Annotated in this window: 24 protein-coding genes; 14 read left to right on the forward strand and 10 right to left on the reverse strand. The window is 59.5% G+C overall.

All coding sequences use genetic code 11. From position 1 onward, the window contains the following. Positions 1-175 precede the first annotated feature (175 nt). From AA309_RS15745 to AA309_RS15765, 5 genes are all read left to right on the forward strand, one after another. Positions 176-466 carry a hypothetical protein gene (locus AA309_RS15745; protein ID WP_047189979.1) on the forward strand — a complete coding sequence of 97 codons (291 nt, stop codon included), beginning with the start codon at positions 176-178 and terminating at the stop codon, positions 464-466. 431 nt (positions 467-897) lie between these two features. Next, positions 898-2,235: a dicarboxylate/amino acid:cation symporter gene (locus AA309_RS15750; RefSeq protein WP_047189980.1), complete on the forward strand. Its 1,338-nt coding sequence runs from the start codon at positions 898-900 to the stop codon at positions 2,233-2,235. 275 nt (positions 2,236-2,510) lie between these two features. Then, positions 2,511-3,470 carry a lipoyl synthase gene (gene lipA / locus AA309_RS15755; RefSeq protein ID WP_047189981.1) on the forward strand — a complete coding sequence of 320 codons (960 nt, stop codon included), beginning with the start codon at positions 2,511-2,513 and terminating at the stop codon, positions 3,468-3,470. 130 nt (positions 3,471-3,600) lie between these two features. Further along, the gene (locus AA309_RS15760) at positions 3,601-4,125 is read left to right on the forward strand and encodes a P-loop NTPase family protein (protein WP_047189982.1); all 525 of its coding nucleotides are present in this window, start codon (positions 3,601-3,603) and stop codon (positions 4,123-4,125) included. Further along, positions 4,126-4,593: a type II toxin-antitoxin system RatA family toxin gene (locus AA309_RS15765; RefSeq protein ID WP_047189983.1), complete on the forward strand. Its 468-nt coding sequence runs from the start codon at positions 4,126-4,128 to the stop codon at positions 4,591-4,593. A gap of 12 nt (positions 4,594-4,605) precedes the next feature. Here the strand turns inward: AA309_RS15765 and AA309_RS15770 are convergent, their stop codons facing one another. Together AA309_RS15770 and AA309_RS15775 are read right to left on the reverse strand one after the other, a co-directional pair. Further along, positions 4,606-5,097: a CinA family protein gene (locus AA309_RS15770; protein ID WP_047189984.1), complete on the reverse strand. Its 492-nt coding sequence runs from the start codon at positions 5,095-5,097 to the stop codon at positions 4,606-4,608. Continuing rightward, complete coding sequence (locus AA309_RS15775) at positions 5,087-6,289, reverse strand: bifunctional 2-C-methyl-D-erythritol 4-phosphate cytidylyltransferase/2-C-methyl-D-erythritol 2,4-cyclodiphosphate synthase (protein ID WP_047189985.1); 1,203 nt, start codon at positions 6,287-6,289, stop codon at positions 5,087-5,089. Before AA309_RS15775 ends, AA309_RS15770 begins: the two co-directional genes overlap by 11 nt. A gap of 108 nt (positions 6,290-6,397) precedes the next feature. On the opposite strand from AA309_RS15775, the gene dusB reads away from it, so the two are divergent. From dusB to hflX, 7 genes are all read left to right on the forward strand, one after another. Next, the gene (gene dusB / locus AA309_RS15780; protein WP_047189986.1) at positions 6,398-7,414 is read left to right on the forward strand and encodes a tRNA dihydrouridine synthase DusB; all 1,017 of its coding nucleotides are present in this window, start codon (positions 6,398-6,400) and stop codon (positions 7,412-7,414) included. Next, positions 7,411-8,511 (forward strand): two-component system sensor histidine kinase NtrB, encoded by a 1,101-nt coding sequence (locus AA309_RS15785; RefSeq protein ID WP_047189987.1) that lies wholly within the window; start codon positions 7,411-7,413, stop codon positions 8,509-8,511. The genes dusB and AA309_RS15785 overlap by 4 nt, the downstream gene beginning before the upstream one ends. 9 nt (positions 8,512-8,520) lie before the next feature. After that, complete coding sequence (gene ntrC / locus AA309_RS15790) at positions 8,521-9,984, forward strand: nitrogen regulation protein NR(I) (protein ID WP_047189988.1); 1,464 nt, start codon at positions 8,521-8,523, stop codon at positions 9,982-9,984. A gap of 98 nt (positions 9,985-10,082) precedes the next feature. Then, a complete protein-coding gene (locus AA309_RS15795) occupies positions 10,083-12,329 on the forward strand; it encodes a sensor histidine kinase NtrY-like (protein WP_047190007.1) in 2,247 nt (748 codons plus the stop codon). Next, positions 12,326-13,696, forward strand: coding sequence for a nitrogen assimilation response regulator NtrX (ntrX, locus tag AA309_RS15800; RefSeq protein WP_047189989.1), 1,371 nt, complete (start codon positions 12,326-12,328; stop codon positions 13,694-13,696). Before AA309_RS15795 ends, ntrX begins: the two co-directional genes overlap by 4 nt. A gap of 234 nt (positions 13,697-13,930) precedes the next feature. Beyond that, on the forward strand, positions 13,931-14,185 hold the full coding sequence (gene hfq / locus AA309_RS15805; RefSeq protein ID WP_047189990.1) for an RNA chaperone Hfq: 255 nt from the start codon (positions 13,931-13,933) through the stop codon (positions 14,183-14,185). A 1-nt stretch (position 14,186) separates the two neighbouring features. Beyond that, the gene (gene hflX, locus AA309_RS15810) at positions 14,187-15,584 is read left to right on the forward strand and encodes a GTPase HflX (RefSeq protein WP_047189991.1); all 1,398 of its coding nucleotides are present in this window, start codon (positions 14,187-14,189) and stop codon (positions 15,582-15,584) included. Here hflX and mazG read toward each other — a convergent pair. After that, the gene (mazG, locus tag AA309_RS15815; protein ID WP_047189992.1) at positions 15,581-16,414 is read right to left on the reverse strand and encodes a nucleoside triphosphate pyrophosphohydrolase; all 834 of its coding nucleotides are present in this window, start codon (positions 16,412-16,414) and stop codon (positions 15,581-15,583) included. The genes hflX and mazG overlap by 4 nt on opposite strands. Before the next feature lie 99 nt (positions 16,415-16,513). Here mazG and AA309_RS15820 point away from each other — a divergent pair, with 99 nt between their 5' ends. Then, positions 16,514-16,954: an OsmC family protein gene (locus tag AA309_RS15820; RefSeq protein WP_047189993.1), complete on the forward strand. Its 441-nt coding sequence runs from the start codon at positions 16,514-16,516 to the stop codon at positions 16,952-16,954. 405 nt (positions 16,955-17,359) lie between these two features. Then, the gene (locus tag AA309_RS15825) at positions 17,360-18,490 is read left to right on the forward strand and encodes a glycosyltransferase family 87 protein (protein WP_160310476.1); all 1,131 of its coding nucleotides are present in this window, start codon (positions 17,360-17,362) and stop codon (positions 18,488-18,490) included. On the opposite strand, the gene AA309_RS15830 is transcribed toward AA309_RS15825, so the two are convergent. The 7 genes from AA309_RS15830 to AA309_RS15860 all read right to left on the reverse strand — a co-directional run bounded on the left by AA309_RS15830 (position 18,487) and on the right by AA309_RS15860 (position 26,077). After that, positions 18,487-19,284, reverse strand: coding sequence for an MBL fold metallo-hydrolase (locus AA309_RS15830; protein ID WP_200901996.1), 798 nt, complete (start codon positions 19,282-19,284; stop codon positions 18,487-18,489). The two genes, AA309_RS15825 and AA309_RS15830, sit on opposite strands and share 4 nt — an antisense overlap. After that, the gene (locus AA309_RS15835) at positions 19,281-20,090 is read right to left on the reverse strand and encodes a TatD family hydrolase (protein ID WP_047189996.1); all 810 of its coding nucleotides are present in this window, start codon (positions 20,088-20,090) and stop codon (positions 19,281-19,283) included. Before AA309_RS15835 ends, AA309_RS15830 begins: the two co-directional genes overlap by 4 nt. 68 nt (positions 20,091-20,158) lie before the next feature. Beyond that, the gene (locus tag AA309_RS15840; RefSeq protein ID WP_047190008.1) at positions 20,159-21,490 is read right to left on the reverse strand and encodes a family 1 glycosylhydrolase; all 1,332 of its coding nucleotides are present in this window, start codon (positions 21,488-21,490) and stop codon (positions 20,159-20,161) included. A gap of 47 nt (positions 21,491-21,537) precedes the next feature. Continuing rightward, positions 21,538-23,088: a methionine--tRNA ligase gene (gene metG, locus AA309_RS15845; protein ID WP_047189997.1), complete on the reverse strand. Its 1,551-nt coding sequence runs from the start codon at positions 23,086-23,088 to the stop codon at positions 21,538-21,540. Between the two features lie 49 nt (positions 23,089-23,137). Next, the gene (locus AA309_RS15850; protein ID WP_047189998.1) at positions 23,138-24,202 is read right to left on the reverse strand and encodes a DNA polymerase III subunit delta'; all 1,065 of its coding nucleotides are present in this window, start codon (positions 24,200-24,202) and stop codon (positions 23,138-23,140) included. Beyond that, positions 24,192-24,866 carry a dTMP kinase gene (tmk, locus tag AA309_RS15855; RefSeq protein WP_047189999.1) on the reverse strand — a complete coding sequence of 225 codons (675 nt, stop codon included), beginning with the start codon at positions 24,864-24,866 and terminating at the stop codon, positions 24,192-24,194. The genes AA309_RS15850 and tmk overlap by 11 nt, the downstream gene beginning before the upstream one ends. After that, entirely contained in the window at positions 24,866-26,077 is a 1,212-nt protein-coding gene (locus tag AA309_RS15860) for a D-alanyl-D-alanine carboxypeptidase family protein (RefSeq protein WP_052954758.1), read from the reverse strand. The genes tmk and AA309_RS15860 overlap by 1 nt, the downstream gene beginning before the upstream one ends. Positions 26,078-26,124: the final 47 nt, after the last annotated feature.

Genomic DNA, 26,124 nt, shown 5'->3' on the forward strand with positions numbered 1-26,124 from the left:
TGCGCGAGGGGCCGTCCGGTTCCAAGCATCACATTACGAGTTCGAGCCGGATCGCCCTTCGCGCCTCCCTCGATTGTCTGCCCAGGCTCCCGGCTGTTTCGGCCCGGGGCCCGAAGGCGCATGCTGTTTTCCCAAAATTCATTCCAAGCCATTCATTGCCATAGGAGGCTGCCTCATGAGCCGAGTCCGGCACTATCTGTCCACGCTTCCCGATTGCGACGACGCCCTGCGGCGCCTCGCGGATGTCCTCCAGGTGCCCACCACCTGCCGCAAGCGCGCCTGCCGTCAGGCAGAGCGCTGCCAGGGCGGCTATGGCCCGCCGTGCTATTTCGAGCGGCGCAAGTTCTTCGCCGATGCGGTGCTGGACGACATGCCCGAGTATCGGGCGCGCTGGGCCGAACGGCGCAGAAGTATCGAGGCCCTGTTTCGCGGAGGGGAGGGCATGAAGACGGACGTCGGCCAGTGAGAATGCTGATTATACCCCAGCCGTCGTGGCCGTCCTCGGACTTGATCCGAGGATCCTCCCGGCCATCCACGTCTTGCGCGCCGAAACGCAGCAAAGGCGTGGATCCCCGGAACAATCCCCGGATCAAGTCCGCGGACGGGGATGACGAGAGGGAGACATTGCCAGCACGGCGAAGGGCCGGGATCGGGCGCCATTCTCGTCCTGCGCTCCCTGGTTCTGCTCCGCAGCCCCGGGATGACGCCACAGGCGCAGGGTAAGCTCCCCATCCGTACCTGTCTGACGGGGACTTTTGCGGGGATTCAGGCGTTTTAAAAATAGAAAAGGTTGCTGGGCGCGTTTGACGGGTCGGAACTAAAGGCAGACGCGCCACCCCGACAGGCTTGGCCTTCGAGAAAGAGCCGGTCCTGATCCATTTCACATAGGCCCTTGCCATGACGTCCATTCCTGCCACTGCCGATCGCGCCGCGGCTCCCCTCCGCACCCGCAAGCCCTGGTACAAGCAGCTCTACATCCAGGTGCTGATCGCCATCTTCCTCGGCGCGCTTCTTGGCTGGCTCGCGCCGGACATTGCCAAGAACGACTGGGTCAAGGCGATGGGCGACGGCTTCATCAAGCTCATCAAGATGGTCATTGCGCCCATCATCTTCTGCACCGTCGTGTCGGGCATCGCCCATATCCAGGACGCGAAGAAGGTGGGCCGTGTCGGCATCAAGGCGCTGGTTTATTTCGAGGTGGTGTCCACCTTCGCGCTCATCATCGGCCTTCTCATCGGCAACATCGTGAAGCCGGGTGCCGGCTTCTCGGGTACGCCGGATCCGGCGGCGGTGGCGGGTTACGCCAAGCAGGCCGCCGAGCAGAAGCCGGTGGATTTCGTGCTCCATATCATTCCCGACAGCGTGGTGGGCGCTTTCGCAGCGGGCGACATTCTCCAGGTGCTCTTGTTCGCCATCCTGTTCGGCTTCGCGCTGCTCGTGCTGGGTGATCGCGGCGCGACGCTGCGCAGCACCATCGACGACGTGGCCCATGCCATGTTCGGCGTGATCGCCATCGTCATGAAGGCCGCGCCCATCGGCGCCTTCGGCGCCATGGCCTACACGATCGGCCGCTATGGTCCTTCCGCGCTCGGAAGTCTCTTCGGGCTGATCGCCACCTTCTACGCCACGGCGGCTCTGTTCGTATTCGTCGTGCTGGGTTTGATCGCCCGGATCGCCGGTTTCTCGATCTTCAAGTTCCTCGGCTACATCAAGGACGAGCTGCTGATCGTGCTCGGCACCAGCTCCTCCGAGAGCGCGCTGCCGCAGCTCATGGAGAAGCTGGAGCGGCTGGGCTGCTCCAAGTCCGTCGTGGGCCTCGTGGTGCCCACGGGCTATTCCTTCAATCTCGACGGCACCAACATCTATATGACACTCGCGACCCTGTTCATCGCGCAGGCTCTCGGCATCGATCTCACTTTCAGCCAACAGCTCACGATTCTCCTCGTGGCGCTGCTCACCTCAAAGGGAGCAACCGGTGTGACGGGCGCGGGCTTCGTCACGCTGGCTGCGACGCTGGCCGTCGTGAACCCGGCGCTGGTGCCCGGCATGGCCATCATTCTCGGCATTGACAAGTTCATGAGCGAGGTGAGGGCGCTCACCAACATCACCGGCAACGGCGTGGCTGCCGTCATCGTCGCCTGGTGGGAGGGCGAGCTCGACCGCGAGAAGCTCAATGCCGGCCTCAACCGGCAGATCGACCCGTCCGATATCGAGACGGCAGTGACCACGGATTGAGGCACAGAAAGGGAGTATCCTTCCTGACATTCTCTTCGTCATGGCCATCCCCGGACATGTTCCGGGGATCAGTCCCGGCCATCCGCGTCTTACGGTGGGTTGAAGACGTGGATCCCCGGAACAGGCCCGGGATGACGACCGGGAGCAATTTAGCACCTGCCATGCTGTTTTGGGGGAGGAGCCTTGGAATCTGAGCATTTGCGAAAGGGCGGCAAAACCCTTAAATCAGGCGCAACCGGAAGGGCAGGGTCCCTTCGCTCCAAAGGTTTAGCTTCATGGCCGTCGTTCTCGATCTTCTGAACAAGGATAACCGCCCCCGCCACCCGGAAAAGGCGCACCGGCCGGACCAGCCTGTTCAGAGCCGAAAACCCGAATGGATCCGCGTGAAGGCTCCGGGCTCGCCCAAATGGGCCGAGACCAACAAGATCGTGCGCGAGAACAAGCTCGTCACCGTCTGCGAGGAGGCCGGCTGCCCCAATATCGGCGAGTGCTGGGAAAAGAAGCACGCCACCTTCATGATCATGGGCGATACCTGCACCCGCGCCTGCGCCTTCTGCAACGTGAAGACGGGCCTGCCGCAAGCCCTCGACCCGAATGAGCCCGAGGGCGTGGCGACGGCGGTCGAGAAGCTCGGCCTCGAGCACGTGGTCATCACCTCGGTCGACCGTGACGATCTGGCCGATGGAGGCGCGCAGCATTTCGCGGACGTGATCGCCGCCATCCGGGCCCGCAGCCCGAAGACCACCATCGAGATCCTGACGCCCGACTTCCTGCGCAAGCCCGGTGCGCTCGAGGTCGTCGTCGCGGCCAAGCCCGACGTGTTCAACCACAATCTCGAAACCGTGCCGTCGAAGTACCTGAAGGTTCGCCCCGGTGCGCGCTATTTCCACTCCATCCGCCTGCTGCAGCAGGTGAAGGAGATGGATCCCACCATCTTCACCAAGTCCGGCATCATGGTCGGCCTCGGCGAGGAGCGGAACGAGGTTCTCCAGCTCATGGACGACCTGCGCTCTGCGGATGTGGATTTCATGACCATCGGCCAATACCTCCAGCCGACGAAGAAGCACCACCCGGTGATCCGCTTCGTGGAGCCGTCCGAATTCAAGGCCTATGAAACCACCGCCTATGCCAAGGGTTTCCTCCTCGTCTCCTCGACCCCGCTGACGCGCTCCTCGCATCATGCGGGAGAGGACTTTGCCAAGCTCAAGGCGGCCCGTCTCGCCAAGCTCGGCTAGAGCATCGGGCCCAAGAGTGAATTTGCACTTTTGGGATCCAATTCGATGCTTTTTTCTTTATTGAGCGCATCGTTCGCGTGGAAAACCGGGGCCACTTTTCCGCACGATGCGCTGAGACTTCGGATGGGGCATGCAGCGCATTCTCGTCATTGGCAGCCCGGGTGCGGGCAAGAGCACCCTGGCGCGGCGCCTCAGTGAGCGGCTCAACCTGCCGCTGATCCACCTTGACCGGGAATATTTCGGTCCGGGCTGGACCATGCCGCCACGGCCCGAATGGCGCGAATGCGTCAGGGCTCTCGCTGATCGGCCCGCCTGGGTCATGGACGGCAATTACGCCAGCACCTTCGACATCCGCGTACCCCGCGCCACGGCCATCGTTTGGCTCGATCTGCCACGCTGGCGCTGTTTGCTTGGTGTCTTGTGGCGTGTGGCGAGAAACTACGGGCAGGTGCGTTCTGATCTCGGCTCTGCCGGTCCGGAGCGCTTCGACTTCTCCTTCATGCGTTGGATCTGGTCTTATCCCAAGAAGATGCGTCCCAAGACTGCCCGCATGCTCGAGCGCCTTCGGCCCGACCAACGGGCCTTCGTGCTGCGTTCACATTCTGGAATTCCGGCCCTGGAGGCCGCTCTCACTCTCGCCAAGGAGGCCGCCTGAATGCCGACCTTTCGCATGACGCGAACCGTCAAGCACAAGCCGGCCCAGATGTTCGCACTTGTCGCGGACGTAGAGCGCTACCCCGAGTTCCTGCCTCTCTGCGAGGGTCTGCGCATCATCCGTCGCGTGCAGAGTGGGGAGGGCGTGGAAACGCTCGTCGCCGCCATGAGCGTCGGCTACAAGGCGATAAAGGAGAGTTTTACCACCCGCGTGACCCTCGACGAGCCGCGCCTGCGAATCGAAGTCGAATACGTGGATGGACCGTTCAAGTATCTCGAGAACCGCTGGACTTTCCGCGATGCTCCTGTGGGCTGCGAGGTGGAGTTCTACATCAACTACGAATTCAAGAGCTTCGCGCTCGGCATCCTCATGGGCAGCGTCTTCGACAAAGCGTTCCGCAAGTTCACCGAGGCCTTTGAGCAGCGCGCAGACACCGTCTACGGTGCGCGCGGCGCTCTCGCGACTTGACGGCATGAAGCATCAATCCGTGAGCGCTTTTTCAAAGAGAGCCAAGGCATCCTCAACAGCGCTGTGCCGCACCGCCTCCCGCCCCAGATCGCCGTAGCGACGCTCCAGATGAATCGTGGGGGCGCCTTTCCGCGCCAATCCGAAATGCACGAGGCCAACGGGCTTCGTCGCGGTTCCTCCGCTCGGGCCCGCAATCCCTGTGATTCCCACAGCCACATCGGCACGGGAATTGGCAAGCGCTCCTTCGGCCATGGCCTTGGCAACAGGCTCACTGACAGCTCCATGAGCGGCAACGAGATCGGCTGGAACGCCAATCAGTTCTATTTTCGCTTCATTGGAGTAAGTTACGAATCCTCGCTCCACGACAGCAGAGGATCCCGCGATCTCGGTGAGCAAGGCAGCGACAAGTCCGCCGGTGCAGGATTCTGCCGTAGCGATCTTGAGGCTCTTCTGCTCGTAAGCCTTGAGAAGCGCCGCTGCGCGCTGCTTCAGGTCAGGATTCATGAGACGCCTCGGGCAAGCGGATCGTTGCAGCGGCTTGCGCGGCAATGCCTTCGCCTCGGCCGGTGAAACCTAGCTTCTCCGTCGTTGTAGCTTTCAGAGAGACTTGATCGAGCCGAAGGCTACAGATCTCGGCAATGCGTTTGCGCATGGCTTCTCGGTAGGGGCCAAGACGTGGCTTCTCACAGAGGAGAGTTGCGTCGAGGTGGTCGATCACCCCCCCTCGGTTCCTTACCAGACCCGCTGCATGAGCGAGGAACCGATCAGACGATGCGCTCCGCCATTGCGGGTCACTCGGCGGAAAGTGCGTGCCGATATCACCGTCAGCAAGGGCACCCAGCAGGGCATCTGTCAGAGCATGGAGAATGACATCGCCATCAGAATGCGCCACGACACCGCGGTCATGGGGTATCTTGATCCCGCCAAGCCAGACATGGTCGCCGTCGCCAAAGGCATGAACATCGAACCCTGTTCCAAGTCGGGTCACATAGGTCATCGTTGAGCCTTTCAAGCGCCTCTCGGCTTCAGCAAAATCCGTAGTGTGGGTGAGTTTGACATTGCCAATATCCCCTGGAAAGACATGCACCGGAAGTCCGGCCCATTCGGCCAAGGCACCATCATCCGTGAAGTTTCTAAAGCCGTCTGAGGCGGCTTTCCGATGGGCTGTGAGCAGAGGCGCAAAATCAAAGGCCTGAGGGGTTTGTACGGCTCTCAAGCTTGCGCGATCCGGTGTTGATACAACTTCACCCTGAGGGCCAATAACTTTGATCGTATCGGTGACGGCGATTCCCGGCACGACAGCCCCCCATATCAGGACGGCTCCAAGCGTACGGTCGATCAGAGAGACATCTACGAAAGGACGCGCAGCATCATGAATAAGAACATGGCGTGGAGCTAGCCCCGATAGGGCTTCCAGCCCATTCCGTACGGAATCCTGCCGCGTTTCACCGCCATAGGCCACGGGTAGCAGCAGGTCAGCATACCCGGCGGGAAGTGCAGTAACGCATTCTTGATAGAGGTGCTGATCATCCGGGTGGATCACAACAAGCGCCTTCTTGATCCTCTGTTGGCCAACAAAGGCCTCTAGAGTTCGTGTCAGGACGGGCTTCCCACCGAGGAGGCGGTACTGTTTGGGGATTCCCTCTCCGGCTCTCGATCCACGTCCTGCTGCAACGATTAAGGCGGCGACTGACATCTAAGTGGACTCTCCACAGCATCCGCTCTCCTAAGCGTGACTTGAAAATAAGGCAAATCCTCCGTTGGGACTTGCGTCCGCCACAGGATTGGCTAGTAAATAGGCACAATGAAACTTGATCAAAAAATAGGCGATGATTTTCAGGTCGGCCCCATCCAAGTTGGGACGCCAGCGGTTCTTGCGCCTCTTTCCGGTGTGACGGATGTGGTCTTCAGGCGCATAGCTAGGCGCTTGGGGGCGGGTCTTGTCGTCTCTGAAATGGTTGCCTCGGATGAACTCGTTCAGGGTTCAGAAGAGGCGCAGATTCGGGCTGACGGGGCTGGAATTGAGCCCCATGTGGTTCAGTTGGCGGGATGTGAGCCGCATTGGATGGCGGAGGGCGCACGCGTCGCCGAGGGGGCAGGGGCCCGGATCATCGACATCAACATGGGATGCCCAGCCAAGAGGGTGATTGGAGGCTACTCCGGCTCTGCCCTGATGCGCGATCTCGATCATGCATGCCGCCTTATCGAGGCGACAGTCCAGGCAACCTCGGTCTCGGTGACTGTGAAAATGCGCCTGGGGTGGGATCACACAGCTTTGAATGCCCCCGAGCTTGCCCGGAGAGCCGAGGCTCTTGGCGTGAAGGCTGTGACGGTACACGGCCGGACCCGGCAGCAATTCTATAAAGGGCATGCCGATTGGAAGGCCATCGCTCCCGTAGCGCAGGCAGTCGGCATTCCGGTGATTGCCAATGGCGATATCGGCTGCCTTGACGATGCCCATAAAAGCTTGGTGTCATCGAACGCCAGCGCTGTCATGATTGGCCGCTCGGCCGTAGGCAAGCCTTGGATCGTTGGCCAGATAGGTGCTGCTCTCCAAGGGCGAACCATCGTCGAGCCATCTCCCGAGGAAAAGACCGATCTGGCCCTGGAGCATTATGAGGGGCTGCTCTCGCTCTACGGGGTGCACGTTGGCGTCCGCCATGCCCGCAAGCATCTCGCGGCTTATGCGGAAGCAGCCGTCGAAGCAGGTTTTCACGTGCCTCAACACGTCAGGATGGGGCTGGTCACATCGGACGATCCCAACATCGTCACATCGCTGTTGCGCTCCCTTTATACCCAGCAGGAGAAGGAGGCGGCATGACGGTAGCCATCAATGATCTCATTGTGAATGCCTTGCCGCTGCCGGTTCTGACCATCGGCGAGGAACAAAGGATCGTCCATGCCAATGCGGCGGCCGAGGCTTTCTTCGAGATGAGCCTGCGCATGATGCAGCGTCAGAAGCTCTCCGACTTCTTGCCCTTCGGCTCTCCGGTCATGGCTCTCGTAGAGGATGTTCGTCAGAGAGGGGCCAGCGTCAGCGAACACCGTATTGACATCGGCAGCCCACGATTAGGGCCCGAGCGCATTGTCGATGTTTTCGCAACCCCGCTCGGAGATGACAGCGACAACGTGGTGGTGATGCTCCAGGAGCGCACCATCGCCGATAAGATGAACCGGCAGCTCACCCACCGTGGCGCAGCCAGATCAATCACGGCACTTGGCGCACTCCTCGCGCATGAAATCAAGAACCCGCTCTCAGGAATTCGCGGAGCGGCCCAACTTCTCGAGCAGTCGGCCGATGAGGACGATCGGCTCCTCACGCGATTGATCTGCGATGAGACAGATCGAATTGTGAAGCTCGTCGAGCGGATGGAGCTTTTCGGCGAAGAGCGCCCAGTTGAACGCGGTCCCGTCAACATCCACGGTGTTCTGGATCATGTGAAGCGCTTGGCTCAATCCGGCTTCGCACGTCACATCCGCTTCGTCGAGAACTACGATCCTTCTCTGCCGCCGGTCCTTGGCAACAGAGATCAGCTCGTTCAAGTCATTCTGAACCTTGTCAAGAATGCAGCTGAAGCGATTGGCATCGATGCGACTGACGGGGAGATCACTCTGTCGACAGCGTTCCGTACCGGGGTACGGCTCCAAGTTCCGGGCTCTCAGGAGCGTGTGAGCCTGCCTATCGAGTTGAGTGTCAGCGACAACGGTCCAGGCATTCCGCCGGAGTTGATGAGCGATCTCTTCGATCCCTTTGTCACCACAAAGGTTCAGGGCAGCGGCTTAGGACTTGCCCTTGTCGCGAAGATCGTCGGCGACCATGGCGGCATCATCGAGTGCGAGCCTGCGCCCAGGCGGACGACTTTCCGAATCCTTTTGCCGATGCATCGCGCCAGCCCCGGCGCTGATGCTGATATGTGAGGCTAAGACATGCCCAGCGGACAGATTCTTCTCGCCGATGATGATGCTGCCATCAGAACTGTTTTGAACCAAGCTTTGTCGAGGGCCGGATATGAGGTTCGGTCGACCAGCAACGCGGCCACACTCTGGCGTTGGGTGGCGCAAGGGGAAGGGGACATCGTCATCACCGACGTGATGATGCCTGATGAGAATGCGTTCGATCTTCTGCCGCGGATCAAGAAGCTGCGACCGGAACTTCCGATCATCGTCATGAGTGCACAGAACACGTTCATGACGGCGATCAAGGCTTCTGAGAGGGGGGCTTACGAGTATCTGCCTAAGCCGTTTGATCTCAAGGAGCTCGTCGCTGTCGTCGGGCGTGCACTTTCTCGGCCCCGGACGGCGATTTCAAGCGTGAGCCCCGTCGAGAATGAGGACATTCCTCTGGTCGGACGCTCCCACGCCATGCAGGAAATCTATCGCGCCCTGGCGCGGTTGATGCCCACGGATCTCACGGTGATGATCACGGGTGAGTCCGGTACCGGCAAGGAACTCGTTGCCAAGGCGCTGCATGATTACGGCAAACGCCGCCAGGGACCCTTCGTCGCAGTGAATATGGCGGCTATTCCGCGCGAGCTGATCGAGTCCGAGCTCTTCGGACACGAGAAGGGCGCTTTTACGGGAGCTACCTCTCGCAATACCGGCCGGTTCGAGCAAGCTGAGGGCGGCACACTGTTCCTGGATGAAATCGGCGATATGCCTATGGAGGCGCAGACCCGTCTTCTCCGGGTTCTCCAGCAGGGCGAGTACACGACCGTCGGCGGCCGAGTGCCAATCAAGACCAATGTCCGTATCGTTGCCGCAACCAACAAGGATCTACGGGTACTTATCCAACAGGGGCTCTTCCGGGAAGATCTTTATTTTCGTCTTAACGTCGTCCCGTTGCGCTTGCCGCCTCTGCGCGAAAGGGTGGAAGACATTCCCGACCTCGCCCGCCATTTCTTCATGCTGGTGGAAAAGGAGGGGCTCTCGCACAAGCAGCTCGACGTTGAGGCCATGGACCGCCTGAAACGCTACCGTTGGCCAGGAAACGTCCGTGAACTGGAGAATCTTGTTCGGCGTCTGGCGGCCCTCTATCCGCAGGACACGATCACTGGAGCCATCATCGATGCCGAACTCGATTCTCAACCTCTCCTGCCTCCTCAACCGGCGGGCAAGCCAGCTGGTCAGGCGCAGCAGAATTCCGAGGGGCTTTCCGAGGCTGTCGAGCGGCACTTGGCGGAGTATTTCTCCGGGTTCCGGGATAGCTTGCCGCCCCCAGGCCTCTATCACCGGATCCTGCGAGAGATCGAAGGCCCCCTGATCGGGGCAGCATTGGCGGCGACCCGAGGCAATCAGATACGGGCTGCCGAGCTACTTGGGGTCAACCGCAACACCTTGCGTAAGAAGGTGCGTGACCTGGAGCTCATGGTGGTTCGGACGAATCGCTCCTGAGCGGACAGCTGTAATAATTTGACCACAGTGTTGTGTTGGTGCATCACCCTCCAAAGGGTGCTGCACCGAAGGCGCTCGGTTTTGTGGGGCCTCACGTCTTGACCGACCAGACCTTAAATGAACAGCGCCAAGGGGCCGAACAGGCCCAGGGCGGCCTAGGCTGGCTAGGCTATGTTGCCGTTCTCGCGGCCCTGGGATCGGCCCTCACGACGTTCCTGGTGCTTGCCGGCGCGACGCCCATTCTGCCGACGCACAATGTCGTTGTCTGGCTCTTTATTCTGAACGGCATTCTGATTCTCCTGCTTCTCGGCATCGTTGCTTGGCAGGCCAGGAAACTGATACGGGAACATCGCGCCGGAGCGGCTGCGGCTGGCCTACATGTCAGGATCGTCGGCCTCTTCAGCCTTGTTGCCGTCCTGCCGGCGATCCTTGTCGCTGGCGTCGCAACAGTGACACTGGAGCGAGGCCTAGATCCCTGGTTTACCGGCTCGCTCAAGGAGCTGATGCTCAACACGGTCGAGATCGCGCGTTCCTATCGGGAGGTGCAGTGCAGAACGCTGGCCCGTGAGACACAGCTGATGGCCGCCGATCTCAATCGTGCCAAGGTTCTCTATGATGCGGATCGCAAGCTGTTCCGGGAGTTCATGAATTCCCGTGCTGTCTTCCTCGGCTTTCCGCTGGCCATGATCCTGGAGCCCAACGGTACGGTTGTCGAAAAGATAGAGGCCAAGAAGCTCGAAGGCGTTCCTGACGCAACACCGGAGGATCTTCAGGAGGCGAGCAATCAGGAAGCCCTCTGCCTGTTTCCGAGAAACGGCAATATCTTCCGTTCTGTTCTGAAGCTCGAGGCTCATGGTGGGCGCATCCTCTATATCGCACGAGAGGTCGATCCCCGTGCCATCGAGTTCCCGCCTGTTGCAGAAGCTGGTGTCGCTTTGTATGAGGCTCTCGACCAGAAGAAGGCAGGGATCCAGATTGCCTTCGCCTCCATGTTCACCCTCATTGCACTCATCGTGCTTCTCTCGGCCATCTGGTTCGGATTGAATTTCGCAAACCGTCTCGTCGCACCCATCCGGCGGCTGATCCATGCGACAGACCAGGTGGCGACCGGCAATTTCTATGTTCAGGTTCCTGTCAAACGCGGCGAGGGTGATCTCGGCCACCTGGGCGAGACCTTCAACAAGATGACCTCGGAGTTGCGCCGTCAGCATGATGGTCTGACGGCCGCAAGCGAAGTGATTGACCGTAGGCGACGCTTTACAGAGGCCGTCTTGGCAGGTGTGTCAGCGGGGGTTATCGGCATCAACGCACGAGGCCTGATCACGATCGTGAACCCCTCCACGGAGGCTGTGCTCCAGACATCCCGAGAAGAATTGGTTGGCCGCCCGATCACTGAGGTGTTGCCGGAAGTGACCAAACTCCTTCTGGAGATGATCCAGGGACGCCAGCGCCTGATGCAGGAGCAGATCCAGATTTCCCGGAAAGGGAAGGAGCGGACCATCAACGTGCGCGTGACCAGCGAGCAGACGCGCAATGGTAAGCGCGATCTCGTGATCACGCTTGATGATATTACGGATCTTGTCGTTGCGCAGCGCACGTCCGCTTGGGCTGATGTGGCAAGGCGCATCGCGCACGAGATCAAAAATCCATTGACCCCGATCCAGCTCTCGGCCGAGCGCATCCGCAGGAAATACGGTAAAATCATCACCACGGATCGCGAGGTGTTCGACCAGTGTACCGATACGATCGTGCGGCAAGTTGATGATATCAAGCGTATGGTCGATGAATTCTCATCCTTTGCGCGCATGCCAAAGCCCACTATCGGGCAAGAGGATCTGGCCGAGACCATTCGCCAAGTAGTCTTTATGATGCGGATCGCGCATCCCGAGATTGAATTCGTTGATCAGTTCCCTCCTGCGCCGGTAGTTGCGCCCTTCGACCGACGTCTCATCTCGCAGGCGGTCACGAACATCGTCAAGAATGCGACCGAGGCGATCGCCGCTGTTCCCGAGGATGAGCGTGGCCAGCCACAAATCACGGTAACGCTGGATGACACGCATCCCGATTACCTGATCCTTGCCGTGACCGATAATGGGAAAGGCTTCCCGGTCGAGGGGCGTCAAAGACTGCTGGAGCCGTATATGACGACCCGTGACGGTGGTACCGGATTGGGCCTCCCGATCGTCGCGAAAATTTTGGAAGACCATGGGGGAGGCATGGACCTTGTCGATAATCCCACAGGACGGGGCGGACAGGTTCGGATGTGGATCCCAAAGACGAAGCAGGTTGCTGAAGAGGTCTCTGCCACCTCGGATCGCAACGAAAATCGCAGAGCAAGCCTATGAGCGCTGATATTCTCGTCGTCGACGACGAAGTCGACATTCGTGAGCTTGTGGCCGGCATCCTCGAAGATGAGGGCCATCGCACACGTACGGCAGGGACCTCGGACGAGGCCTTGGCGGCTATCGAGGCGCGACGTCCGCACCTCGTTTTTCTCGATATTTGGCTGCAGGGCAGTCGTCTCGATGGCCTCCAGGTGCTGGAGATCATCAAGGCGCAACATCCCGACTTGCCCGTCGTGATGATCTCAGGGCATGGCAACATCGAAACGGCAGTTTCCGCCATCAAGGCCGGGGCCTACGATTTCATTGAGAAGCCGTTCAAGGCGGATCGCCTGGTTCTCGTCGCGGAGCGCGCTCTTGAAGCATCTCGTCTGAAACGAGAAGTGCGTGATCTACGATCCCGCTCGGTTCAAGCGAACCGCATTGCCGGCAAATCGATCGTCATCAATCAGCTGCGGCAGGCGGTAGAGCGAGCTGCGCCGACCAATGCGCGCATTCTGATTACCGGTGCCCCAGGCTCCGGCAAGGAGTTGACGGCCCGGACCCTTCACAGCATGTCCACCCGAGCCACTGGCCCCTTTGTGGCGATGACGGCCGCAACCATCACACCTGAAACGATGGAAGCCGAACTCTTCGGAACCGAAGGCGGGGAGAGTGGAGGACGTCGTGTCGGCGCCCTTGAGGAAGCGCACGGCGGCACACTCTATATTGATGAAATTGCGGATATGCCGCGGGAAACGCAGAATCGAATCCTGCGTGTTCTTGTGGATCAGAATTTCCAGCGTGTGGGTGGTACGACCCGCGTTCATGTGGATGTTCGTATTATTTCCTCGTCTAGCCGCGACCTACCCTCTGAAATTGCAGCCGGAAATTTCAGAGAAGACCTCTTCCATCGTCTTGGCGTTATTCCGATTCGAGTGCCGTCGCTGGCAGAAAGGCGCGAGGATGTGCCGGAGTTGATCGAATTCTTCATGGACCAAATTTCCTCCACCACGGGCCTGCCGAAGCGCCGTATCGCGGAGGATGCCATGGCCGTTCTGCAGTCTCATGACTGGCCGGGCAATGTTCGTCAGCTCCGCAACAATGTTGAGCGACTGATGATCCTCAGCTCTGGAGATCCGGAGGCAGAGATTACAGCTGACATGCTACCATCGGAGATCGGGACCCTTGTGCCGACGACACCGGGTGGAGCAGGGGGCGAGAAGCTCATGAGCCTGCCCCTGAGAGAGGCGCGCGAGATCTTTGAGAGGGAGTATCTCTTGGCGCAGATCGCCCGCTTCAGCGGCAACATCTCCCGAACTGCAGAGTTTATTGGGATGGAGCGCTCGGCTCTTCACCGGAAGCTGAAATCGCTTGGTATTGGCGGCTAAAGGCTGTCTTCACTTTTGCGAGAGGGCTGCGGAGAAACAAGCTTAACCCTTCGCATACCCTCATCCACGGGAAAATATGCTTCTAAGGGGGTAGAACGGCCGAGGCCCTCTTGCCGAATGGTCAACTTCGCCCTGTAATATGCATGCCGGTTAACGACCGCACGATAGCGGACAACCATATACAAGCGGCCCAATAGCCAAGACCGGCGGTGATGGGCTGGCGAGGCAACTTCAATGGCGGGCGATCGCGCGCAAAATCTGCAGGACACCTTTCTCAATTACGTCCGGAAGCAGAAGATTCCCCTGACGATATTCCTTGTGAACGGCGTAAAACTTCAGGGCGTCGTTACCTGGTTCGACAATTTCTGCGTTCTCCTGCGCAGGGACGGTCATTCCCAGCTGGTTTACAAAAACGCCATTTCCACCATCATGCCTGGACAGCCCGTCCAATTGTTCGACCAGATCGACGAGGCTGGCGAAAAGGCTTGAGGTGGCTGAACCGCGCACTCCGGGGGAACACCGTCTCGCAGAACTGGCCGAGCCTGAAAAAGAGGTCGCTGCCGGCACCAAGACGCTCGTGGTCGGCCCTTATCTGACCCGCAAACGCCGGCCAGGTACGGGCGAAGCCGAAGGCGAGTCGTCCAATCCTCGTCCGCCTGAAGCGCGGCTGGACGAGGCTTCCGGGCTTGCATTGGCGATTGACCTATCCGTTGTTCAATCCTTGATCGCTCCACTCTCGTCACCGCGACCAGCCACCTATATCGGCAGCGGCAAGGTGGACGAATTCGCCGCCCTGATCCGGGCCGAGGAGATCGGCCTTGTGGTCATGGATTGTGCGTTGAGCCCCGTGCAGCAGCGCAACCTTGAAAAGGCCTGGGGCGCCAAGGTCATCGACAGAACCGGCTTGATCCTCGAGATATTCGGACGACGCGCCCGCACCAAAGAGGGCACTCTTCAAGTCGAGCTGGCGCACCTGTCTTACCAAAAGGGCCGCCTGGTTCGGTCCTGGACCCATCTTGAGCGTCAGCGCGGAGGCTTCGGCTTCCTCGGAGGCCCCGGCGAAACGCAGATCGAGGCAGACCGGCGGCTGATCCAGGAGCGGATGAACCGGATCGAGCGGGATCTCGAAGGCGTTGTCAAAACCCGGTCGCTGCATCGAGCGAGTCGGAGGAGGGTGCCTTACCCGATCGTGGCTCTCGTGGGCTACACCAACGCTGGCAAGTCGACCCTTTTCAATCGCATGACACGAGCCGAAGTGCTGGCAGAAAACATGCTGTTCGCCACCCTTGATCCGACGACGCGCGCAATCGATCTCCCACACGGTGAAAAGGCGATCCTGTCCGATACCGTCGGCTTTATCTCTGACCTGCCAACCATGTTGGTGGCCGCCTTCCGGGCGACGCTTGAGGACGTGGTCGAGGCGGATGTTCTGCTGCACGTCAGGGACGTCTCTCACGGCGAGACGGAAGCCCAGGCAGGGGATGTGGCCGTGGTCCTGCGCGAGCTTGGTATTGACCCTGATGACACACGGAGGATCATCGAGGTCTGGAACAAGGCTGACCTGCTCTCGCCTGAGGACCGCGAGCGCTTGGCAACCGCCTCTCAACGCACTGGTGTGGAGCGACGGCCAATTCTGATTTCGGCGCTGACCGGGGAGGGTGTGCACGAACTTCTCGAAACAATCGAGCAGCACCTTGCTATGGGGAGGAAAGCCTATGAGGTCGATGTGGCTCCCGAGGATGGACAGGGCTTGGCCTGGCTCCATGAGAACACGGAAATTCTGGAGCGCAAGACGATGGAGAATGGCCATACCCTCCTCCAAGTGCGCCTAGTTGCAGGCAAGGAGCCCCGTTTCCTGAACCGCTTCCCGAATGCCAGGGTGATTTAGGATTCTCGTTCGGTAAGCTTTGCCCGGACCCAGAGTTCTTCCATCTCCTCCAGCGAGGCGTCACGCAAGCCGCGTCCTTGGTTCTGGAGCGCCTCCTCGATGGCTCCGAAGCGCCGCTCGAACTTCCCATTCGTGCGCCTCAGTGCCGTTTCTGGATCGATCCCGAAGTGGCGCGCGAGGTTGGCGACAGAGAAAAGAAGATCGCCGATTTCATCCTCAATGCGCTCTCTCTTGCCGGTTGAGGATGCTTCTTTAACCTCCTCCAACTCCTCATGAATTTTGTCGATAACCTGCGCTGGATGTGGCCAATCGAAGCCAACCTTCGCAGCCTTGTTCGTCAGTTTTTGAGCGCGGGTCAATGCGGGCAGGGCAGTTGGAATTCCTCCGAGAAAGCCGGCTTCTCGGGCCTCCAGCGGCAATCCCATCTTCTCTCGAACCTGTCGGCGTTCCGCCTTTTCGGCTCGTTTGATCTCGTCCCAGAGCACTTTCACCTGTTCTGGGGCCAGATCCTTGGTTTCGCCGAACACATGGGGGTGGCGGCGGATCAGCTTGCGGGTGATGGCCTCAACCACGTCTGGGAAAGCGAAGATGCCTTTTTCTTCGGCCATGCGGGCGTGGAACACGACCTGAAGCAGCAGATCGCCCAGCTCATCCTTAAGATCGGCCAGATCGCCACGCTCGATGGCATCCACGACCTCATAGGCTTCTTCGAGCGTGTAGGGCGCGATAGATGAGAAGTCCTGCTCTAGGTCCCAGGGACAACCTGTCCCGGGCGTACGCAGGGCCGCCATGATCTCCAAGAGCCGTGCGATATCAGAAGAAGGCTTCATTGTAGATTTCCTTGCTCGCGATGGCGCTTCATAGCCCGATTCCAGTGGGGAATCAGGATAAAAGATGATCAAAGAATTTCAGCCACTTGGAGAAATGACATGAAAGCGCGGATCAAATGGGTCGATGGCATGATGTTTGTCGGGGAATCTGGCAGCGGACATGCCGTGGTGATGGATGGAGCGCCGGAATATGGCGGGCGTAATCTCGGAATTCGCCCCATGGAAATGCTGCTGATCGGCTTGGGTGGTTGCACAGCCTTCGATGTAGTCCAAATCCTGCGCAAGGGCCGTGAACAGGTCAGTGACTGCGAGGTCGAGGTTTCAGCTGAGCGAGCAGAGGCGGATCCCAAGGTCTTCACCGCGATTCATGTCGATTACCGCGTTAAGGGCCGCAATCTGGCACCGGCAAAGGTCGAGCGCGCCATTGAACTCTCCAAGGAGAAATACTGCTCGGCCTCGGTCATGCTAGGCACCGTTGCCAAGATCACTCATACCTGGTCAGCCATCGACGAAGCCGCAGAGGCTGAAGCAGTTTCATAAGAGATTGAGGGAAGGGCCGCATCAGGGGCTCGGAGCTACGGCAATTCGACTGTGTCCTCAAGTGCACAATTCGCATAAGATATATTATGGAACCAAAATCTATAGGGTCAGGCCGTGGTTTGGCGTCACAAAGGTCGTCTCAGGCGCCTTTCCAGCCTAGACCGGATGGCCGAGTTGAATTCGAACCCCGTCTGATCGTGTATGGCACTCGGCATGGATTGCACGTGCCTGTACCCTCTTGGACGCCAGACACTCTAAATGACTTTCCAATTTATTGAAGCGACACGGGCATCCTCCACAAAAGGCGAAAGATACATTCAGGTCATTGGGCTTGCCTTAGCCGTCCTGCTCCTGATCAAGATGGTTTGGATTTCCAATCTAACCCAAGGTGCCGATCCTCGCCCTTTGGTCGATTTCGATGTCTTTCACATCGTCGCCCAGATGGTCTGGCGTGGCGAAATCGAGCAGGCCTATCATTTCGCCACCATGCTTGAGGCTCAGAGAGCGGCCTCCGGGACTGAATCCTTCATGCCCTGGACCTATCCGCCGCAATTCGACCTGATCATCGCGCCGCTGGCCTTTCTCCCGCGCGGACTGGCCTACGGCCTTTTCACGGCGGTAACCCTTGTAGCCTATCTGGCAACCCTGAGACGGATTGCAGGTGAGCACCTTCCTCTGACTCTGATCGTTCTTTTTCCAGCTATCGCCATCACGATTGCCTGCGGACAGAATGGATTTCTTACAGGAACACTGATCGGCCTGACCTGTCTTGGCCTTCAAAGCAATCGAAGGCTTGCTGGTCTGACGCTGGGACTGATGGTGATCAAGCCTCATCTTGCCATCGCTTTCGCCACCTACACATTGCTTTCGCGACGCTGGGGCATGGCTGCTCTAGCCGGGTCAGTCGTCATAGCAACATCCATTCTCGCGACGATCCTGTTCGGAATGGATATTTGGGCTGCCGTGCTGGCCGGTGCGAAGGAGGCCCGAGTTTATTTGGAGCATGGAATGTACCCATTGTTCCGAATGGTCTCGATTTATGCGGCCCTTTACACTCTTGGCCTGCCAGCCACTGCGGCCTTTGGAGCGCAGCTCCTGGTCGTAGCTATCTCGCTCGCTATGATTGTTTATGCCGTTTATCACCGGATGCAGCTCCGGCAGGTGCTCGGTTTAACGGCGATCGCGTCCCTCCTGATCAGCCCCTATGCTTATGACTACGACCTGCCGATCTACGGAATTGGGTTCGCCCTCCTCGTGCCCGATCTCCTCCGTCTGGCGAAGGAGAATGAGCGGCTCACCCTGTATGGGCTTACTCTCGTCACAGGTCTTTTTGGTTTGGTAGAAACATTCCGGCTGGAGACCTTGTACGGCTCGCACGCGGCGGAGGCTATTATTGCCGGGCGTCCCGGCTCCCTCTCGATCGCCGGTCTGACGCTCGCCGCGCTCTTGGGTCTATGCTGGTATATTCTGCGGCGCGACCGCAGCAGCAAGCTCAATATGGGGGACACCGTCCAAAGATCGGCTTCTGCAACCTAATCGACTTCGATCTGCAGGCCGTCATAAGCCGGCTCGACCTGCGGAGGCAGTTCGCTACGCAGGGTCTCGTAGTCCAGATCCGTATGCAGGTTCGTCAGGATGGCACGCTTCGGCCTGACCTTCGCGACCAGCTCCAGCGCTTCGGCAACAGAGAAATGCGTGGGGTGCGGTGTGTAGCGCAAAGCGTCAATGATCAGGACCTCGAGACCTGCGAGATAGCCAAAGCTCTCCTCGGGCATGTGGCTGACGTCGGGGGCATAGGCCACGTTGCCGAACCTGAAGCCCAGAGCTTCGATGTCGCCATGAATCATTCTGAACGGCATGGCCTCAACCGGACCGCCCGGCCCCGATATGGCGGTCATGACACCCGGCTTCAGGTGACGCATTTCCAGGATTGGCGGATAGCCGCTTCCGGCCGGCGTCTCGAAGCAGTATCCAAACCGGATCTGTAGCAACTCTCCGGTCATCCGATCGGCATAAACGGGGATCCGCTTATGCATGACGATCGCCAGCGGACGCAGATCATCGATGCCGTGAATATGATCGGCGTGCTCATGTGTGTACAGAACTGCATCCAGACGCTTGACGTCGACGCTCAACAGCTGATCACGGAGATCCGGTGTCGTATCCACCAGAACGCTCGTTGCAGCGCCAGCCGTCGTCTTCTCGACAAGAACCGAACAGCGACGACGGCGATTCCTGGTGTTCTTTGGATCGCATGCGCCCCAACCGACGCCAACGCGCGGCACCCCTGCCGAAGAACCGCAGCCTAAGATGGTTAATTTCAGCGTCATGATGCGTGCGCCTGCTCCCGAACCATATCGACCTGCGTGGCCTTGGAAAACAGACGATAGAAGTTGTCGGTCGTGATCCGGGCAGTGTCACTGTCGGTCACGCCGATAACGTCAGCCAGAACATGGGCCGTGTGCGCCACATAAGCCGGCTCATTGGTCTTGCCTCTGAACGGTACGGGAGCGAGGTATGGCGCGTCTGTCTCCACCAGGAGGCGGTCACGCGGCGTGGCAGCCGCGATCCGGCGGATCTCTTCCGAATTCTTGAAAGTCAGGATGCCCGAAAAGGAGACGTAGAGTCCCAGTTCGACGCCGACCTGAGCGAGCTTTTCACCCGAGGAGAAGCAGTGGAGCACTGCACTGAACCGCCCTCGCCTCATTTCATCCGACAAGATCTCGATCATGTCCTCGTCGGCGTTGCGGGCATGAATAACGAGCGGAAGGCCAGTTTCGCGTGCGGCCTCGATATGAGTGCGAAAGACTTTCCGCTGCACATCCCGAGGGCTCTTGTCGTAATGGTAATCCAAGCCCGCCTCGCCAATGGCGATACAGCGCGGATGGGCTGAGAGCTCGGCCAGACGCTCTGCTGGCACATCCGGCTCCTCAGCCGCATTGTGGGGATGGGTTCCTACCGTGAAGAAGACATTGTTATGCGCCTCGGCGAGGGCCTGATAGGTCTCAAAGCGCGCCACATGGGTCGAGATCGTGACCATCCGGCCAATCCCGGCGGCTTCGGCGGCCGCCAGAATGTCGGGAAGGCGGGCCTGAAGATCGGGGAAATCCAGATGGCAATGGCTGTCGACCAACATCGGTGAAAGCGCCCTCCTCCGAGGCCGTTAACTCTTTGGGGCTGCATAGATCGGATTGGCCAGTTCGTCTAGCGACGGACGTTCTTGGCAGTGGCGACAGGTTCTTCATCCTCTCGGACCTCCGTATGCCGCATCCTGCGAAGCCTTTCCTGGTTCCGTACGACGTGCGCCTCTCTCACCTCCTGAGGCCGCACGACAGGAACCGTCAGGCACACGCTTTGGGCAGGCAGCACATGGCACCAGTCCTTGATCAGATGCTTGTAGCAACGCCCCACGGGACGGATGTTGCGATCAAGGTCATAGAGGCCCACGGGAGTGGGACGGTTGTTCTCCTCACGAAGAGCCACATCCCAATCCATCTGGTCTGTCAGCGAATACCAGGTGAAGCCAACAATCGGGACACCCGTGTTTCGCACCAGGAGAACATTGGCCCATTGTTTCCAGAGCCAATCGACGGCCTCTTCACCTTTCGGACCTTCCATCAAGTTCGTTTCGGTGTGCATGACGGGGAGTTTGTAGCGGTCGTAGTACTGCCGCGTAATCTCATCATAGCCGAAAACATCGCCTGCGGCGGCGGTCGAACCATCCGCTCGAACGCGATGCTCGTTGGTAACGTAGTAATCGTTTCCCATGATGCAGTGGTGACGCAGGGATGATCGGTTGAGGAAGAAATGGTATTCCTCCCGGGTCATGCCGCCATCCATCAGGAACTCGTACATCTCCGAGTCCACTCGGCGGCCATAGTTCAGATCGAGCGAGAGGAACCGCCGGGCGTTCATGATCTCGGCAGGCTTGATGGCTTTAGGGTTCTCCGCGTGAAAATATTCCGAGGACTCGCTCTGGACGAAGAGTGAGTCCGGGCGGACCTTGAGGATCCGCTCCATCGCGAGAACATTCGCCTTCACAAGGTGCTTGAGAGCCGTGACGAACGCGCGATCGCTGCGCATCTGCTCGTTCCACCAGCCGTAAGCCGCGGAGAACTGGGCACAGATGAACATCTCGTTGATCGGGGTATAGAGCTGAACCCAGGGAAAGCGGTGAGCGAAGGCTGCGGCGTAAGTGGCGAAAAGTTCGGGAAAATCCGGATTTTGGAAGTTTCCGATCCAGTCCGGAACGCCGAAATGGCACAGGTCGACGATGGGAATGATGTTGCGGCGCTCGAGTTCGCAGAAAGTTACATCGGCAAAGGACCAATCGTAATGGCCCGGCCCGAGAAAGGTCGTATGCAGTGGAGGGCCATACCGAAGGACTTGAACATCGAGGTCCTCCAGCAGATCGAAATCGGTCTGCCAGTACCTGTAATGACCGCACTTTTCCATTTGGTCGATGCGGGTGCGGCCGTTGTTGATGGTCGGGATGCTGTTTTCGATCCCGGTCGCGAACATGAAGGTCCTAAACATCGCCTGCTTCCGCTGAAGGCCCAAAAGGACCTCTCGAAGCGGAAGCGTTAGGATGCCTCCGCCTCGATATAACGCGGGAAAATCGGCGCAGGTTGCGGAAGGGCCGTCCCCGCTGCCAGACGGTGATCAGGGCCCACAGCCGTCAGAACGCGGTTCTCAGGAGCAACCGCCAGCAGATCCAGAAGCTTGGCTGCCGCTGTCGGCACGAACGGTTGCGCCAGAATGCCGACAGCGCGCAGAACCTCGGCCGTCACATAAAGCACCGTGTTCATGCGGGCAGGATCGCTCTTGCGCAATACCCAGGGCTCCTGAGAGGCGAAATATCGGTTGGCTTCCGCCACCACAGCCCAGATCTCGGCAAGCGTGGTATGGACCGCGAAGTCCTCCATGGCCGCCCGCGCCTTCCCGGGCAGCGCGTCCGCCAGCCACAGAATGTCCTGATCGGCCTGCGTGAACGCGCCGGGCTGCGGCACAGCAGCGCCGCAGTTCTTAGCAATCATAGAAAGCGAGCGCTGCGCCAAGTTACCGAGGTCGTTCGCCAGATCCGCATTGATGCGGTTCACAATGGCCTCATGCGAGTAGTTGCCGTCCTGGCCGAAGGGCACTTCGCGCATGAAGAAGTAGCGGATCTGATCGACGCCGTAGGTGTCGGCCAGAACGAACGGATCGACCACGTTGCCGACCGACTTCGACATCTTCTCGCCCTTGTTGAGCAGGAAGCCATGGCCGAACACGCGCTTGGGCAGAGGCAGGCCCGCCGACATGAGGAAGGCTGGCCAATAAACCGTGTGGAAACGAACGATGTCCTTGCCGATGATGTGAACATCGGCCGGCCAGTAGTGCCAGCGCGGGTTGTTCTCGTCTGGGAAACCGCAGCCGGTCACGTAGTTGTTGAGCGCGTCGATCCACACATACATGACATGCTTAGGATCGTTCGGAACCGGCAGGCCCCAGTTGAAGGTCGTGCGGCTAATCGAGAGATCCTGCAAGCCAGAGCGGACGAAGCTGGTGATCTCGTTGCGGCGCGTCTCGGGGCTGATGAAATCCGGGTTCGCCGCATAATGCTCGAGCAGACGATTCTGGTAGGCAGAGAGGCGGAAGAAATAGCTCTCCTCCTCGATCCACTCGACCGGCGTGCCAGTCGGCGCACGCCAGCTGCCGTCCGGCTGCTTGGTCAGTTCGCTTTCGTCGTAATAGGCCTCGTCGCGAACCGAATACCAGCCAGAATACTTGGAGAGATAGATATCCCCCCTGTCTTGCATCCGGCGCCAAAGTTCGTGCGTGGACGGCAGATGGTCCGCATCCGTTGTCCGGATGAATCGGTCGTAGGAGCAATCCAGCCGGTCCGCCATGGCACGGAACTTCGTGGCCATCTCATCCACGAATGCCTTCGGCGTCGTGCCGTTGCGGTCCGCCGTCTGCTGGATCTTGAGGCCGTGCTCATCGGTGCCGGTCATGAAGAACACATCATAGCCGTCGATGCGCTTGAAACGGGCAATCGCATCCGAAGCGACGACTTCGTAGGCATGGCCGATATGCGGCGCGCCATTCGGATACGAGATAGCCGTGGTGATGTAGAATTTCTGCTTGTCGGCCATGGCGGATCCTTAAAACTCTGAAATCTCGAACGCAGTGCCCAACGCGAGCTTAGGCCGTTCGCCGAACCGCGTCAGCCAGATCGTCGAACAGCATGAGGATGAAAGGCCGGCGGTCGAGGTTGAACACGTCGATTTCGCGGGCCGTCCGGGCGATCTTCTCACACACCTCCACCAAAGGCGCAAGGCGTGCCGGGCCCAAGCTCGCCCATTCGTGCAGTTTGCCGGAAATCCAGCGCTCGACGGTCTCCAGCGTCAGCTCATAGCTGTCGTCAGCATCGCGCCTCGCGAGCGTCTCGGCCAAGGCATAGATCTGCTTGGTATCAGCCCTTGGTAGACCTTCAAGGAGCCGCGTAACCAGCTCAATGAAGGAGACTTTTTCATCGTCCAGAAGCTCAAGGGTGCGCCGGACCGAACCTTCGCCGTAAGGCAGAGCCTGGTCGAGAAGCTCTTCCGAAACGCCGTTCCAGGGCTCCCCTAGTGAATGAATGGCGGCCCTGATGTGATCTGCCTCCAGCGGCCGCAGGAGCAGACGACGGCATCGGGAGCGTATGGTCGGCAGCACACGTTGAGGCGCGTGGCTAACGATGAGGAACAGGGAACGTGGTGGCGGCTCCTCGATCACCTTGAGGAGAGCATTGGCGCTCGAAATCGTCAGGTCCTCGGCGCTGTCCACGATGCAGACCCGATAGCCCCCATCAGCTGCGGTCGAGCCGAACATGTTCAGTGCCTTGCGGACAGCGTCAACAGGAATGGTTGTCGAAGCCGCCTTCTTGTCCGTCGCAGGAGTTCGCCGGAGCACCGAGAGATTAGGATGGGACAGAGCTGAGACCTGCCGGGCCACGGCCGATTCCGGGGAGACCTGCAGGTTGTCGATGGACCGGTCACCGGCCTTCATAGGGGCGAGAACGGTGCGGGCGACCCGATAGGCCAGGGTTGCCTTGCCGATCCCCGGAGGGCCGCCGATCAGCCACGCGTGGTGAAGCCGTCCGCCGCGCAGGCCTTCCAGAAAAGCCCCCTCGCCGTCCCTGTGGCCGAAGAAGGCAAACTGATCTCGCGGGTGCGGAGCCCCGTCGAACTGATCTGGCTCGATGACATCTTGATTGTCACGCGACATCGAGAGGCCTCTCGGAGCGCTCGGTCAGTTCAGGCAAGCGCTCCCGCAAAGTTGCCCAAATGGCCGCCTCAACCTCATCGGGCGACTGATCAGCATTGATCACAGCACAGCGGTGAGGAGCGGACTTCGCAATGGCGAGATAGGCCCGGCGCAGGCTTTGATGGAAGGCGAGCCCCTCATCCTCGAACCGATCTGCCCCCTCGCCCTTTAGAGCCTGCCGCTCGCCAGCCCGAGCAAGACCAATCTCGGCAGGAAGATCGAGAATAAAAGTCAGATCTGGCTTCGTGCCTGCAAGCGCCACCCGTTCCAGGTCGTCGATGACCGAAGGGGCGATCGCTCCTGAGGAGCCCTGATAGGCGCGTGTCGAATCCGCAAAGCGGTCGCAGAGCACGGTAGTGCCGTTCTTGAGTGCGGGCTTGATCGTTTTGTCGAGATGGTCGATCCGGGCAGCGGCGAACATCAGAGCCTCAGCAAAGGGCCCCAGCGGCTTGGCATGCCCGGCCAGGATGAAGGAGCGGATTTCCTCCGCCAGAGGTGAGCCGCCAGGCTCCCGCGTCACGAGGACCGCGTGACCGAGCTGTTCCAACCGATCTTTGAGTCTAGCGATCTGGGTCGACTTGCCTGCGCCCTCCCCGCCTTCAAACGTAATGAACTGACCTGCCATCAAATTCTTTCGATGACACTCGTAAATGCGCGCCGCACCCAACCGGTGCTGAATTCCAAAAGGCCGTCCAGAGCGCGTTGGCTCAGAGTGCCTTCCTGAATATCTTCACTGGCATAAAGCGGCATCTCGAGCGCCTGCATCTCACCACGGTTGACCTGAAGCCGGGCTACTTCGGCCCCCTTCTGAATCGGGGCCTTGAGCGGACCCGTGTAGATGATGCGAGCCGTCACCCGCTCGCCGTCCCCACGAGGCACCAGTACACGAACAGGCTTCCTGGATACAAGCGGTAGGGAGCGCTTGCTGCCGCCGAAGACCTGAGCTTCGCCGACCACCTGCCCTGCAGCGAAGAGCTGCTCTGATTCAAAGGCCCTGAAGCCCCAGTCGAGGAGCTTTCGGGACTCGTTGGCCCGGTCCTTGGCGGTCTTGAGGCCATTGACAACCACCACCAGTCGCTGCCCGTTCTGCACAGCGGATCCAATGAGGCCATAGCCGGACTCGTCAATGTTTCCGGTCTTCAAGCCATCTGCGCCAATATCCATTGCCAGCAGTGGATTGCGATTCTGCTGGCGAATCTTGTTCCAGGTAAATTCTCGTTCCCCGAAAATCTTATAGAGATCGGGGTAGGTTTCGATAATGTGGATGGCGAGCTTTGCAAGTTCCCGGACAGTGACTTTCTGTTCAGGATGCCCATAGCCCGTCGAATTGCGGAAGGTGGATTTCGTCAGGCCGATCTGTCGGGCGCGTTCGTTCATGAGCCTCGCGAAGTTCTCCTCCGTGCCGCCAACGCCTTCGGCGATGGCGATGGCGGCATCATTGCCGGATTGTACGATGAGCCCGCGCAGCAGGTCTTCAAGGCGGATAGTGCTGTTGACCTGGGCGAACATCGACGAGCCACCCGAACCGCCCCCTCCCTTGCGCCACGCATTCTCGGAGATCGTGAAGGTGCTATCGAAGGACAGGCGCCCGCTCGTTATTTCGTTGAAGACCACTTCCGCCGTCATGGTCTTGGCCATACTAGCTGGCGCCATCAGGTCGTCTGCGCTCTTCTCAAAGAGAACCGCATGACTGTCAGCGTCCATCAGGATCGCTGTCGGCGCACTCGTCTGGAAGGTTTGCGCCCTTGCTTCGTGCGGAAGAGCCCAGGAACAAGCCAAGGCAGCGAAGGCAAAAAGAGTTAACGTGAACAAGCGGGCAGGCAGAAGTTGACGCATCGTAAGTTATCCGGGCTCTTCCCTTAGGTCGTGTGGACGGATTTGAT

Source organism: Microvirga vignae, assembly GCF_001017175.1.
Lineage (GTDB): Bacteria > Pseudomonadota > Alphaproteobacteria > Rhizobiales > Beijerinckiaceae > Microvirga > Microvirga vignae.